Below are 12,539 nucleotides of genomic sequence, written 5' to 3' on the forward strand. Positions count from 1 at the left end.
AATCAGTGTCGTTTACCGCGGCAAATTGTGCAAATGCGCATTAAACGCGCGGGCATCAAGGAAACCGGTAATGCGCGAGTTCGGGATCTCATGCCCCGTACTATCGAAGAACAAAATCGTCGGCAAACCCAGCACCTGTAAATGCTGGAGCAGTGCGTTATCCGCTGGGCTGTTCGCCGTTACATTGGCCTGCAACAGCTGTACGGAAGCCAAAGTGCTGCGCACGCTGCTGTCGCTGAAGGTATATTTCTCAAATTCTTTGCACGCGACACACCAGTCAGCATAGAGATCGACCATGGTGATTTTACCCTGCGACTGCTGTAACGCCTGATCCAGATCGTGGGTGCTGCGAATGGTCTGAAACGGAAGATGCGCGACGCTCTGCGGTGTCGCGGTGCTGCCAAAGGCCCAGTCCTGTAGCGGACGCGCGGCAACCAGCGCGGCAATCAGCATCAGGACCTGTACTACGCGCCAGCCCCCTTGGTTGCCGCGCAGCGTCACGCTGAAAGCCCAGGCAAAAAACGCGACGCCCAGCAGGCTCCACAAGCGTAGGCCCCAGACATCACCGTAGATTCGCTCCAGTAAAAAGACCGGCAACGCAAGGATCACGAAGCCAAACCCCTCTTTCACCGTTTGCATCCACGGGCCATTTTTTGGCAGTAGCTTATTACCAAACAGGGTGACGATAATCAGCGGCAGTCCCATACCAAACGCATACAGCCATAGCGTTCCTGCGCCCGCCAACATATTTCCGCTCTGGGCGATATACAACAGGATGGCACTTAACGGTGCGGTGGTGCAGGGGGAGCAGATCAGCCCGGCGAGTGCGCCCATCATGAACACGCCAGGCAGTGAGCCGCCTTGTTGTTTGTTACTCCACAGCGTCAAACGCGTCTGCACGCTGGCCGGTAATTGCAGGCTAAACAGGCCAAACATCGAAAGCGCCAGTATGCCAAACAGCACAGACAGCGCGATCAGTATCGCTGGGCTTTGCAGCGCAGCCTGAAAACGCAGCCCCGCCGCCGCGACGACGATCCCTAACAGGGTGTAGGTCAACGCCATCCCCATGACATAGGTCAGCGCCAGAGCAAACAGACGCGGCAGCGTGTAATTACGCTGTCCGCCCAGAATGATGCCGGAAATCAGGGGGTACATTGGCAGTACGCAGGGTGTGAAAGCCACACCGATACCAATAAGCAGCGCCCACAGCGGTGAGAAAGGCAATGTGGTGGCCGGTGGCGCAGTGACTGCTGGAGCTGGAGCACTCGGCTCAGCGCTGTGTCGCGCAGCCGCATTCAGCGGAATGACGCGGGTTTCTGGCGGATAGCAGAAGCCTGCGGCAGCACAGCCCTGGTAGGTCACGGTCAGCGTTGCGCCATCACTGGCCTGCTGTAACGTCACCGGAATGGTGACATCTTGCGGGTAAATCTGGGTTTTACCGAAAAACTCATCTTCATGTGGCTGGCCTGGCGGCAACACCAGAGGCACCAGGCTGGCCTGCTGTGCGGTAATATCGATTTGCTGACGATAGAGGTAATAGCCGGGTTTAACGTGCCAGCTCAGCGTCACTTTATGGTCTTGCTGGTTAAAATCAAACCCAAAGGCCTGATTCACCGTGACAAAATGATTGTTACTGGAGGAGAAAATCGACGCCTCCGCCTGTAGGCAGAAAAGAAGTGCCAGCAAGACGCCAGCTAAGCGAATAAAGCGTGCAGCCATGACCTGATTTCACTGTACTGTTCGGTAAAACGCCATCATAGCACGGCAAGGCGGACCGCCAGGTTTCAGTGTGTAAATAGCACACAGAGGGGTGACTGCTCCCCGCCGTAAACGGCGAGGCTTCCCACTTCCCAGGCTGCAACTGGCTCTGAGCCAGACTTACGCAAGCCTCCGTGGGCTTTGACGACAAGTCCTGCCGCCATTAAATCGGTTATGCCCTTTTGCTTGATATTGATCGCAGCGTTTATATCGCGATCATGATCAGCGAGACAGGAAGGGCATTGCCATTCGCGAACTTTTAGTGGCATTTCTGCCATCTTGTGACCGCAACAATGGCATGTTTTTGAACTGGCGTACCATTGGTCTATTTTGACCAGATGAACACCTGCCTGTTCTGCTTTGTAAGCCAGTTTTGTGACAAAGCCATTCCACGCAGCATCCCCGATATGACGGGCAAGGCGGCGATTTTTCATCATGTTTGCAGACTTCAACGTTTCCACTATTACCGCTTGGTTTTCGTCAATAATTGAACGTGAAAGTTTATGTTGGAAATCTGCTCGGGCATTAGCAACGCGCTCATGTTGCGCTGCTAGTTTGATTCTTGCTTTCTTGCGATTGCTGCTTCCTGGCTTCTTTCGAGACAGGTTTTTACTGTCACGGCGTAGACGACGATAAGCATTGACCAGATAGCGAGGGTTGGCAGTTTTTTTACCGTCATCACGAATAAGATAATCCGCCAGGCCAATGTCGCAGCCTGTTACTGACGTTATAAGTGTTGGCTTAACTGCTGCCTCAAGGCCATCATCACAAAGAATGGAAGCATAGTATTTCCCTGTCGGCGCTCTGGTGATGGTTATGCTTTTCACCTTGCCTGTAAGTTCTCTATGAATATTGGCTTTGATTGAGGGGATCTTCGGTATTTTTATGCTATCGCAGGTCACTTTCAGATTTGAACAGTGATAGCTAGATTGCGTTCCATTCTTGCGTTTGAATTTCGGGTATTTAGCTCGTTTCTCAAAGAAATTCTTGAAAGCTAAATCCAGGTTCTGCAATGCAACTTGCAGCGAGTTCGAGTCAGCGTTTTTCAACCAGTCATATTTGCGCGATTTTTTCGCTATAGGTAGCAATGGCTGTATGTGCTTTATGTTTCCTAAAGAAACGCCGTAACGCTTATACCAGTGAGAACGAATATGCAGGGCTTTATTGTACACAAACCGAACAGCCCCAAATTGCCTGTCCAGCAATTCAGCTTGTTCTTTGTTTGGATATATGCGTACCTTTGTGGCTCTGTACATAATGGGTGCTCATGATTAGAATTGCTGTAATATATGGTACATATGGCGATATAGCAAATGGGTGTACATAACGAACTATTGAATGATTACTTGCGCCGGAGGCACTCCGTTAGCAAGCTAGTGGTGCATCTTATTTTTGTGACAAAGTACCGCCGCAAGCTGTTAGACGGCCCGATGATTGCGCAAATCCGCGAATCGTTTTTATCTGCCGCCGAACGGTTGGAAGTGGAAATTATGGAAGTGGACGGCGAGGCAGATCACGTGCACGTACTGGTTGCGTACCCACCTAAACTGCCGGTTAGCGTACTGGTGAATAACCTAAAGTCGATCAGCAGCCGCTATGTGCGGCAGTTGAATACACACCTAAGAAAGCAAAGTAATAGCGGGGGGCTCTGGTCACGCTCCTATTTCGCCTGTAGTGCTGGTGGCGCAACAATCGAAACGCTAAAAGCGTATGTTAGATCGCAGGGAACCCCTGAATAGCTCCCCTTATATCCCCGCCCGCATTGGGAGAGGATTTACGGGGCGATCGTTAATTCAGACAGAAAAAAACCAGCCTGCGGTAACAGGCTGGTTTGGCGTATTACCGCTTACTGTTCGTTTTCGTCCAGATAACGTTTCGCTTTATACGCCGGGTACATCAGGTTCTGCACAGAGAAGATATCGTCCAGCTCTGCTTCGGTGAGCAGGCCGCGCTCCAGCACCACTTCACGTACGCTCTTACCGGTTTCAGCACAGATCTTACCGACGATGTCACCATTGTGGTGACCAATGTACGGGTTCAGATAGGTGACAATCCCGATGGAGTTGAAGACGTAAGCTTCACACACGGCTTTGTTAGCCGTGATGCCATCCACGCATTTTTCCAGCAGGTTATAGCAGGCGTTGGTCAGGATGCTGATCGATTCAAACAGCGCCTGGCCGATCACCGGTTCCATCACGTTTAGCTGGAGTTGGCCTGCTTCTGCCGCCATGGTCAGGGTCGTGTCGTTACCGATCACTTTAAAGCACACCTGATTCACCACTTCTGGCACCACCGGGTTGACCTTGGCGGGCATAATGGAGGAACCCGCCTGCAACTCTGGCAGGTTAATTTCATTTAAGCCCGCGCGTGGGCCGGAGGAGAGCAGGCGCAGGTCGTTACAGATTTTGGAGAGTTTCACTGCCAGGCGCTTCAGTGATGAGTGCACCATAACGTAGGCGCCGCAGTCTGAAGTTGCCTCGATCAGGTCTTCCGCTGGCACCACCGGCAGGTTACTCACCGCTGCCAGATGCTGTACTGCCAACTGCTGATAGCCATCCGGCGTGTTCAGGCGGGTTCCGATAGCCGTTGCGCCGAGGTTCACCTCCAGCAGCAGTTCAGCGGTACGCAGAATGCTACGGGTCTCTTCATTCAGCAGGACGTTAAACGCATGGAACTCCTGGCCCAGCGTCATAGGAACGGCATCTTGTAACTGGGTGCGGCCCATTTTCAGAATGCTGGCGAACTCTTTCGACTTACGCTCAAAGCCTTCGCTCAGTTGGCCAATCGCGTCGATAAGTTTGAGGATGGAAGCGTAAACGGCAATGCGGAAACCGGTTGGGTAGGCATCGTTGGTGGACTGACACTTGTTCACATGATCGTTCGGGTTAAGGTACTGATATTCCCCTTTCTGGTGACCCATCAGCTCAAGCCCGATGTTTGCCAGCACTTCGTTGGTGTTCATGTTCACTGAGGTGCCTGCGCCCCCCTGGTAGACATCTACCGGGAACTGATCCATGCATTTACCGTGGTTCAGCACCTCATCGCAGGCCTGAATGATGGTGTTCGCGATATTGCGTGGAATGGTTTTTAGTTCTTTGTTGGCGAGTGCAGCTGCCTTTTTTACCATCACCATACCCCGGACGAATTCGGGTATGTCGCTGATTTTACTGTTACTGATGTAGAAGTTCTCAATCGCACGCAGAGTATGCACTCCGTAGTAAGCCTCTGCGGGTACTTCGCGCATACCCAGCAGGTCTTCTTCGATACGAATGTTGTTCGCCATGATAACCTTCTTTTTATTGCCGCTTTGTTTCGGCTTTTCCATCACAGGTGATGTGTTTAATTTGTCGTGGAGTGCCAGTGACAACAGTTAAGACTCTCTGCTCACTGGCGAGCCCGATCATATGCTGTTGCAGATGAAAAGTACGCATGGTGTTCACTCACATACCGCTTCGACTGCCACAGAATTAACGATATGTGAAGTTGAACACAAAATTAACCCCCATGAAGAAATTTGACACGATCGGTTGAAATTGGGCTTCAGAGTGCCAATCTCTGTTTTTGTACTCCGCTGGAGTAACCCATTCTGCTGTCTGGCGCTTTTGGCCGGATGGCCGCAACTACAGGAGAGACCAGTGCGCTGGCTACCGTTTATCGTTTTCTTTGTTTTGGCCTGGATTGAGATCACCTTGTTTATCAAAGTGGCTCATGTTCTTGGCGTATTACTGACCATGCTGCTGGTCATCTTTACCTCATGCATCGGCGTTTCGCTGGTAAAAAATCAGGGCGTGAAAAACTTCATGCTGATGCAGGAGAAGATGGCACGCAACGAGAGCCCGGCGGCTGAGATGGTGAAAAGTGTTTCACTGATTATCGCTGGCTTCCTGCTGCTGCTGCCCGGTTTCTTTACCGATATGCTGGGCCTGCTATTGCTGCTGCCACCGATCCAAAAACATCTGACGTTGAAGCTGATGCCGCACCTGCGCGTCTGGCGTGGTGGAGCAAGCAACGATGCGGGCTACACCATGGATGGCGAGTTTGAGCGCAAAAATCATGATGTGATTGAGCATCATGATGAGCGGAAAGATCGCGACGATCGTTAAGCTTCTGCCGCGATAAGTGGTGAATAATTCATCACTTATCGCCTTAAAGTAAAAAATTTGTTTATCCCCCCTTGAAAGCTTTTTTTCCGCCCCTATCTCTTCCTGCACGAGGCCGGTTGCCCAGCAACCCGGCGTTCAACCCTAAAACCGAATGATTGGATTTCCTGAAGGAGAGCGACCACATGAAAATTCGTCCATTGCACGATCGCGTTATCGTCAAGCGTAAAGAAGTTGAAGCAAAATCAGCTGGCGGCATCGTTCTGACCGGCTCTGCGGCAGGTAAATCTTCACGTGCTGAAGTCCTGGCTGTAGGCAATGGCCGCATCCTGGAAAATGGCGAAGTGAAGCCACTGGATGTGAAAGTTGGCGATCTGGTTATCTTCAATGAAGGCTACGGCGCGAAAGTTGAAAAAATCGACAACGAAGAAGTGCTGATCATCTCCGAAAACGACATTCTGGCGATTGTTGAAGCGTAATTTTACGCGTACTTCACTGAACAAACGAATTTAAGGGATATTTGAAATGGCAGCTAAAGACGTAAAATTCGGTAATGACGCACGCGTAAAAATGCTGCGTGGCGTTAACGTACTGGCAGATGCAGTAAAAGTTACCCTGGGCCCGAAAGGCCGTAACGTGGTTCTGGATAAATCTTTTGGTGCACCGACCATCACCAAAGATGGCGTTTCTGTAGCACGTGAAATCGAGCTGGAAGACAAGTTCGAAAACATGGGTGCTCAGATGGTGAAAGAAGTTGCCTCTAAAGCAAACGACGCTGCGGGTGACGGTACTACTACTGCTACCGTACTGGCACAGGCTATCGTAAACGAAGGCCTGAAAGCTGTTGCTGCTGGCATGAACCCAATGGACCTGAAGCGCGGCATCGACAAAGCAGTTGTCGCTGCTGTTGAAGAGCTGAAAGCGCTGTCTGTTCCTTGCCAGGATACCAAAGCGATTGCTCAGGTTGGTACCATCTCTGCTAACTCTGATGAGTCAGTCGGTACCCTGATTGCTAAAGCGATGGATAAAGTAGGCAAAGAAGGTGTTATCACCGTTGAAGAAGGCACCGGCCTGCAAGACGAGCTGGACGTCGTTGAAGGTATGCAGTTCGACCGTGGCTACCTGTCTCCTTACTTCATCAACAAGCCAGAAACCGGCGCAATCGAACTGGATGCACCGTTTATCCTGTTGGCTGACAAGAAGATCTCTAACATCCGTGAACTGCTGCCAGTACTGGAAGCGGTTGCGAAAGCCGGTAAACCTCTGCTGATCATCGCTGAAGATGTTGAAGGCGAAGCACTGGCAACGCTGGTCGTTAACACCATGCGCGGTATCGTGAAAGTGGCTGCTGTTAAAGCACCTGGCTTCGGCGACCGTCGTAAAGCAATGCTGCAGGATATCGCAATCCTGACCGGCGGTACCGTAATCTCTGAAGAGATCGGTATGGAGCTGGAAAAAGCAACCCTGGAAGATCTGGGTCAGGCTAAGCGTGTTGTGATCAACAAAGATACTTCTACCATCATCGATGGTGTGGGCGATCAGGGTGCAATCTCTGGCCGTGTTACTCAGATCCGTCAGCAGATCGAAGAAGCAACTTCTGATTACGACAAAGAAAAACTGCAGGAGCGCGTAGCGAAACTGGCAGGCGGCGTAGCCGTTCTGAAAGTGGGTGCAGCCACTGAAGTTGAAATGAAAGAGAAGAAAGCACGCGTTGAAGATGCCCTGCACGCTACCCGTGCTGCGGTAGAAGAAGGCGTGGTTGCTGGTGGTGGTGTTGCACTGGTTCGCGTTGCAGCTAAGATCGCTGCTTCTGGCCTGAAAGGTCAGAACGAAGATCAGAACGTGGGTATCAAAGTTGCGCTGCGCGCAATGGAAGCTCCACTGCGTCAGATCGTTTCTAACGCCGGTGAAGAGCCATCTGTTGTTGCTAACAACGTGAAAGCAGGCGACGGCAACTACGGTTACAACGCTCAGACTGAAGAATACGGCAACATGATCGACTTCGGTATCCTGGACCCAACCAAAGTAACCCGTTCTGCGCTGCAGTACGCGTCTTCTGTTGCTGGTCTGATGATCACCACCGAAGCGATGGTAACTGACCTGCCAAAAAGCGATGCTCCTGATTTAGGTGCTGGCGCTGGCGGCATGGGTGGTATGGGCGGAATGGGCGGCATGATGTAATCAGCCCCTGCGCTTATGCACAGAAAAGAACCCCTGAGCGGCAACGCTCGGGGGTTTTTCTTTTGGTGGCGAACAGGGTATAAATTAAAGGCGTTTTAATACGCTAAAACGGGACCAGGGCAATGAATGTTCAGAAAAATGTTTTATTTTTCTGCTACGCTGCTTCCCGACTCTGATGATAAGAAAAATGGGGATGACAATGCGTATTAACCTCTTGCCCGGACTGGTAGCGGGTGCGTTCCTGCTTGCAGGATGCAGCAGCTCCACACAATTGAGTTCTAACGGTGAGAACGTGAAGTTTACCGATGAGCAGCCAGGCAGCAAGTGCCAACTGTTGGGTAATGTGACCGGTTCTCAAAGTAACTGGCTCAGTGGCTCAGGCGGCGAAGGCAGCTCTCTGCGTGGTGCAGCCAACGACTTGCGTAACCGCGCAGCAGAAATGGGCGGCAATGTGATTTACGGTGCCACCAGCCCAACGCAGAATTTACTGTCTGCTTTTGCACCGCTCGACAGCAAAATGAGTGGTCAGGTGTATAAGTGCCCCTGACAGCGAAAAGGCCGGATATCCGGCCTTTTTTTATTCCTGCCTGAGTTGCAGGTCGAGCGGCGTTTTACTTGGCTCGCCGCCAATCTCGCGTGCCAGTTTGGGCACCATATAACCGGACACTTTGGTAAGCAGTTCGCGTACCAGCCCACGGGCTTCTTCATCTGAGACAAAGAAGTGCGCCGCACCTTGTACTTTGTCCAGCACATGCAGGTAGTAGGGCAAAATTCCCGCATCGAACAGCGCATTGCTGAGGTCTGCCAGCGTCTGAGCATTATCATTCACGCCGCGCAACAGGACACTTTGGTTCAGTAGCGTAACGCCCGCCCGTTTTAACTGCTGCATTGCTGCGGCCAGTTCAGCATTGATCTCCTGTGCATGGTTAATGTGACTGACCATCAGCACCTGAAGACGCGTTTGCGCCAGCATTTGACACAACCCGGTGGTAATACGTGCCGGGATCACCACCGGCAGGCGGCTATGAATACGCAGACGTTTAATATGCGGGATATTCTCCAGCGCCTGAATCAGCCACTGTAGCTCGTGGTCTTTCGCCATCAGGGGATCGCCACCAGAGAAGATAATCTCATCCAGTTCAGGATGCTCTGCAATGTAGTCCAGTGCACTTTGCCAGTTACGTTTGTTGCCCTGGTTATCCTGATAGGGGAAGTGGCGACGGAAGCAGTAGCGGCAGTTGACGGCACAGCCGCCTTTCACCAATAACAGCGCCCGGTTTCTATACTTATGCAGTAATCCTGGCACCACACTGCTCTGCTCATCCAGCGGATCGGTGCTGTAGCCTGGCGCATCGGTAAATTCCTGCTGGCTGGTGATCACCTGCAACAGCAGGGGGTCCTGCGGATCGCCTGGTTGCATACGTTGAATGAAGGATCGTGGCACGCGCAAGGCGAAAAGACGCCTGGCATCAATGCCATTGTGCAATTCTGAGCACTCTTCAAGCGCTAAAAGTTGCAATAATTCAACAGGATCGGTGACAACATCAGCAAGTTGCTGCAACCAATCTTCTCTGGAAGGGGGATTTAGGGTTACAATGTGTGCCATTTTTTTGGCTATTACCAGTTCAATATTTACAGAGGGCCTTTATGGCGACTTATCTTAGCAACGATTTCCGTCCCGGTCTTAAAATCATGTTCGAAGGCGAGCCATATGCCATCGAAGCCAGTGAGTTCGTCAAACCGGGTAAAGGCCAGGCATTTGCACGCGTTAAAATGCGTCGTCTGCTGACCGGTTCTCGCGTTGAGAAGACCTTCAAATCTACCGACTCTGCCGAAGGCGCAGACGTTCGTGATATGACGCTGCAGTACTCTTACAACGACGGCGATTTCTACTACTTCATGCACCCAGAGTCTTTCGAGCAGTATCAGATCGAATCTAAAGTGCTGGATGACGTGACCAAATGGCTGCAGGACAACGCAGATTGTATCGTTACCCTGTGGAACGATAAAGCAATCGCTGTTCAGCCACCAAACTTCATCGAAGCAGAAGTGACTGAAACCGACCCAGGCCTGAAAGGTGACACCGCAGGTACCGGCGGCAAACCAGCAACTCTGTCTACTGGTGCTGTGATCAAAGTGCCACTGTTCGTACAGATTGGCGAAGTGGTAAAAGTTGACACCCGCTCTGGCGAATACGTTTCTCGCGTTAAGTAAGAGTAGGAAGAAGGCGTATCTGCGGATGCGCCTTTTTTTTGTCTGGCGTCAGCTCATACAGGTACGGATAGATGAAAAAAGTGTTTAAGTGGTTGGCGTTTGCCCTCCTGGTCTCCTCTGCACTCAGCGGCTGCAACACCTTCCATGGTTTTGGTGAGGATGTGTCTCACCTGGGCGGAGATATTGAGCACGCGGCGGAATAGCGCTTCAGGCTGCCTCTTTTTGATGTTTGTCACGCGCACTTTTTGTGCCACGGGCTATGCTTAAAGCGTTGTCTGTTTTCTGCAAACCAAAAGGATGTTGCCATGTTGAAAAAAAGTATTATCGCGATTTTTTCCGTTCTGGTGCTCTCTTCTGTGCTGACTGCTTGCAACACCACGCGTGGTGTCGGTGAGGATATTTCAGCCGGTGGTCACGCCATTCAGCGCAGCGCTCAGTAGTTAAAGACCGGTACGAAGCGCCCGCTTCGTACCTATTTCCTTACTGTTTTACCCAAACCAACTCATTGACCGGGAATCCTGCCGCTTGTGCCTGGGCGACCAGCTTCTGCTTCACGGCTTCATCCAACTTTGGTGTGCGCGAGAGTATCCATAAGTAGTGGCGGTTGGGTCCGCAGATCAGCGCATGTTGATAATCTTTGTCGAGTGCAATCACGTTGTATCCGCCATAGAAGGGGCCAAAAAACGAGACCTTGAGTGCGGCTCGTGAGTGGCTCCCGGTGAAGTAGGCTTTGCCCACGCTCTCCTGCCAGCGCTGTTTATTCGGGTTGTAACCCCGGTTGACCACTTTGATGCCGCCATCTTCACGTGGGCTGTAGGTGGCCGTGACCTGTTCCAGACCGCTTTCGAAACTGTGATCGAGACGCGCAATTTCATACCACTGGCCGAGGTAGCGTTGGCTGTCAAAGCCTTCAATAACGGTGACATTTTTTGGTGGCGTGGTGCTACACGAGACGGAGAGTAGAGCGCCGAGGCTGGCGATCAGCATTTTCCACGGTGACATAGGGTTTCCTTGTGATTTTTCTCCCCTTAAGTATAGAACGCCAGGGCTCTGCTGTTTACGCCGCTACCGCGATTGTTTGCCACCTGCAATGCAGGTAGACTTCCACCCCTTATTTTCTGAGGAGTCACCAATCATGAGCGAAACGGCGAACTGGCAGCCGAGCGCCCCTATGGCCAATTTGTTGAAGCGTGCCGCTATTTTGGCTGAAGTACGGCGCTTTTTTGCCGATCGTGGCGTGCTTGAGGTCGATACACCGGCAATGAGTCAGGCGACCATTACCGATGTGCATCTGGTGCCGTTCAAGACCCGTTTCGTTGGTCCTGGTGTCTCTGAAGGGCAGGATTTATGGTTGATGACCAGCCCTGAATACCACATGAAGCGCCTGCTGGCCGCCGGCAGTGGGCCGATTTATCAGATGGGGCGCTGTTTCCGTAATGAGGAAGCGGGGCGCCACCATAATCCGGAGTTCACCATGTTGGAGTGGTATCGTCCGCATTATGATATGTACCGTTTGATGAATGAGGTGGACGATCTGCTCCAGCAAGTGCTGGAGTGCGACAGTGCGGAGTCACTCTCTTATCAGCAGGCTTTTTTACGCCATCTGAATCTTGATCCCCTTTCTGCCAGCAAAGACGAACTGCGTGAAGCGGCAGCGAAGCTGGGAGAGGGCGAGCTGGCCGCGCGCGAAGACGATCGCGATACGCTGTTGATGCTGCTGTTTATGCTGGGTGTGGAACCCAAGATTGGCCAGGATAAACCGGCTTTTGTTTATCATTTCCCGGCGAGTCAGGCAGCATTGGCGGAGATCAGTACCGAAGACCACCGTGTTGCTGAGCGGTTTGAGGTGTATTACAAGGGCATTGAACTCGCCAATGGGTTCCGTGAACTGACTGACAGCCGTGAACAGCGTCAGCGCTTTGAGCAGGATAATCGCCGTCGCGTGGCGCGTGGCCTGGCGGAACATCCCATCGATACGCTGTTACTGGATGCTCTGAGCCACGGTCTACCGGCCTGTTCAGGTGTGGCATTAGGGGTTGATCGTCTGATTATGCTGGCATTGAAAGCCGAATCACTGAGTGAAGTGATTGCCTTCCCGGTGGATCGCTGCTGAGAGTGATGTGATTGCGTGTTGGGTTGTAGCAGACTTCCCCTCACCCCAGCCCTCTCCCGCCCGCGGGAGAGGGTCAGGGTAGGTTTGTGAGCTGTGCAGCCACAAATCACACGGACGATGTCCCGCACCTCACTCACATGAAGGCGGGGATGGCGGGGAGTAGAGTAAAGCTT

General features: G+C 52.0%; 14 protein-coding genes. 9 read left to right on the plus strand and 5 right to left on the minus strand.

Going from position 1 to position 12,539, the window contains the following annotated elements; all coding sequences use genetic code 11:
• Positions 1 to 12: 12 nt before the first annotated feature.
• Positions 13 to 1,719, minus strand: coding sequence for a protein-disulfide reductase DsbD (locus B880_RS0110625; RefSeq protein ID WP_017347390.1), 1,707 nt, complete (start codon positions 1,717 to 1,719; stop codon positions 13 to 15).
• A 65-nt stretch (positions 1,720 to 1,784) separates the two neighbouring features.
• Entirely contained in the window at positions 1,785 to 3,014 is a 1,230-nt protein-coding gene (locus tag B880_RS0110630; RefSeq protein ID WP_017347391.1) for an RNA-guided endonuclease TnpB family protein, read from the minus strand.
• A gap of 57 nt (positions 3,015 to 3,071) precedes the next feature.
• Between B880_RS0110630 and tnpA the strand changes: the two genes are divergently transcribed.
• Positions 3,072 to 3,497, plus strand: a complete 426-nt coding sequence (tnpA, locus tag B880_RS0110635) for an IS200/IS605 family transposase (protein WP_017347392.1) — start codon at positions 3,072 to 3,074, stop codon at positions 3,495 to 3,497.
• A gap of 107 nt (positions 3,498 to 3,604) precedes the next feature.
• Here tnpA and aspA read toward each other — a convergent pair whose 3' ends face one another.
• Positions 3,605 to 5,041: an aspartate ammonia-lyase gene (gene aspA, locus B880_RS0110640; RefSeq protein ID WP_026042561.1), complete on the minus strand. Its 1,437-nt coding sequence runs from the start codon at positions 5,039 to 5,041 to the stop codon at positions 3,605 to 3,607.
• A gap of 352 nt (positions 5,042 to 5,393) precedes the next feature.
• On the opposite strand from aspA, the gene B880_RS0110645 reads away from it, so the two are divergent.
• The 4 genes from B880_RS0110645 to B880_RS0110660 all read left to right on the plus strand — a co-directional run bounded on the left by B880_RS0110645 (position 5,394) and on the right by B880_RS0110660 (position 8,586).
• Positions 5,394 to 5,861: an FxsA family protein gene (locus B880_RS0110645; protein ID WP_017347394.1), complete on the plus strand. Its 468-nt coding sequence runs from the start codon at positions 5,394 to 5,396 to the stop codon at positions 5,859 to 5,861.
• Positions 5,862 to 6,043: 182 nt separating this feature from the next.
• Positions 6,044 to 6,337, plus strand: coding sequence for a co-chaperone GroES (locus tag B880_RS0110650; protein ID WP_017347395.1), 294 nt, complete (start codon positions 6,044 to 6,046; stop codon positions 6,335 to 6,337).
• A gap of 46 nt (positions 6,338 to 6,383) precedes the next feature.
• Positions 6,384 to 8,039, plus strand: a complete 1,656-nt coding sequence (groL, locus tag B880_RS0110655) for a chaperonin GroEL (RefSeq protein ID WP_017347396.1) — start codon at positions 6,384 to 6,386, stop codon at positions 8,037 to 8,039.
• 199 nt (positions 8,040 to 8,238) lie between these two features.
• Positions 8,239 to 8,586: a DUF4156 domain-containing protein gene (locus B880_RS0110660; protein WP_026042562.1), complete on the plus strand. Its 348-nt coding sequence runs from the start codon at positions 8,239 to 8,241 to the stop codon at positions 8,584 to 8,586.
• A 30-nt stretch (positions 8,587 to 8,616) separates the two neighbouring features.
• Here the strand turns inward: B880_RS0110660 and epmB are convergent, their stop codons facing one another.
• Entirely contained in the window at positions 8,617 to 9,645 is a 1,029-nt protein-coding gene (gene epmB, locus B880_RS0110665) for an EF-P beta-lysylation protein EpmB (protein WP_026042563.1), read from the minus strand.
• 41 nt (positions 9,646 to 9,686) lie between these two features.
• On the opposite strand from epmB, the gene efp reads away from it, so the two are divergent.
• The 3 genes from efp (at position 9,687) to B880_RS0110680 (ending at position 10,693) form a co-directional block, all read left to right on the plus strand.
• Complete coding sequence (efp, locus tag B880_RS0110670) at positions 9,687 to 10,253, plus strand: elongation factor P (protein WP_017347399.1); 567 nt, start codon at positions 9,687 to 9,689, stop codon at positions 10,251 to 10,253.
• Positions 10,254 to 10,324: 71 nt separating this feature from the next.
• Positions 10,325 to 10,456: an entericidin A/B family lipoprotein gene (locus B880_RS0110675; RefSeq protein WP_017347400.1), complete on the plus strand. Its 132-nt coding sequence runs from the start codon at positions 10,325 to 10,327 to the stop codon at positions 10,454 to 10,456.
• A gap of 102 nt (positions 10,457 to 10,558) precedes the next feature.
• Entirely contained in the window at positions 10,559 to 10,693 is a 135-nt protein-coding gene (locus tag B880_RS0110680; RefSeq protein WP_017347401.1) for an entericidin A/B family lipoprotein, read from the plus strand.
• A 40-nt stretch (positions 10,694 to 10,733) separates the two neighbouring features.
• Here the strand turns inward: B880_RS0110680 and B880_RS0110685 are convergent, their stop codons facing one another.
• Complete coding sequence (locus B880_RS0110685; protein WP_017347402.1) at positions 10,734 to 11,255, minus strand: lipocalin family protein; 522 nt, start codon at positions 11,253 to 11,255, stop codon at positions 10,734 to 10,736.
• A gap of 133 nt (positions 11,256 to 11,388) precedes the next feature.
• Here B880_RS0110685 and epmA point away from each other — a divergent pair, with 133 nt between their 5' ends.
• Positions 11,389 to 12,366, plus strand: coding sequence for an elongation factor P--(R)-beta-lysine ligase (gene epmA, locus B880_RS0110690; RefSeq protein WP_017347403.1), 978 nt, complete (start codon positions 11,389 to 11,391; stop codon positions 12,364 to 12,366).
• Positions 12,367 to 12,539: the final 173 nt, after the last annotated feature.

Origin of the sequence: Pantoea sp. A4, assembly GCF_000295955.2 — a bacterium.
GTDB classification, from domain to species: Bacteria; Pseudomonadota; Gammaproteobacteria; order Enterobacterales; family Enterobacteriaceae; genus Pantoea; species Pantoea multigeneris.

Bases quoted from the DNA above. Each gene is read 5' to 3' on its own strand.
- B880_RS0110685 (WP_017347402.1), bottom strand. From the start codon at position 11,255: ATGTCACCGTGGAAAATGCTGATCGCCAGCCTCGGCGCTCTACTCTCC.
- efp (WP_017347399.1), top strand. From the start codon at position 9,687: ATGGCGACTTATCTTAGCAACGATTTCCGTCCCGGTCTTAAAATCATG.
- tnpA (WP_017347392.1), top strand. From the start codon at position 3,072: ATGGGTGTACATAACGAACTATTGAATGATTACTTGCGCCGGAGGCAC.
- B880_RS0110650 (WP_017347395.1), top strand. From the start codon at position 6,044: ATGAAAATTCGTCCATTGCACGATCGCGTTATCGTCAAGCGTAAAGAA.
- epmB (WP_026042563.1), bottom strand. From the start codon at position 9,645: ATGGCACACATTGTAACCCTAAATCCCCCTTCCAGAGAAGATTGGTTG.
- aspA (WP_026042561.1), bottom strand. From the start codon at position 5,041: ATGGCGAACAACATTCGTATCGAAGAAGACCTGCTGGGTATGCGCGAA.
- B880_RS0110675 (WP_017347400.1), top strand. From the start codon at position 10,325: ATGAAAAAAGTGTTTAAGTGGTTGGCGTTTGCCCTCCTGGTCTCCTCT.
- groL (WP_017347396.1), top strand. From the start codon at position 6,384: ATGGCAGCTAAAGACGTAAAATTCGGTAATGACGCACGCGTAAAAATG.
- B880_RS0110660 (WP_026042562.1), top strand. From the start codon at position 8,239: ATGCGTATTAACCTCTTGCCCGGACTGGTAGCGGGTGCGTTCCTGCTT.
- B880_RS0110680 (WP_017347401.1), top strand. From the start codon at position 10,559: ATGTTGAAAAAAAGTATTATCGCGATTTTTTCCGTTCTGGTGCTCTCT.
- B880_RS0110630 (WP_017347391.1), bottom strand. From the start codon at position 3,014: ATGTACAGAGCCACAAAGGTACGCATATATCCAAACAAAGAACAAGCT.
- epmA (WP_017347403.1), top strand. From the start codon at position 11,389: ATGAGCGAAACGGCGAACTGGCAGCCGAGCGCCCCTATGGCCAATTTG.
- B880_RS0110625 (WP_017347390.1), bottom strand. From the start codon at position 1,719: ATGGCTGCACGCTTTATTCGCTTAGCTGGCGTCTTGCTGGCACTTCTT.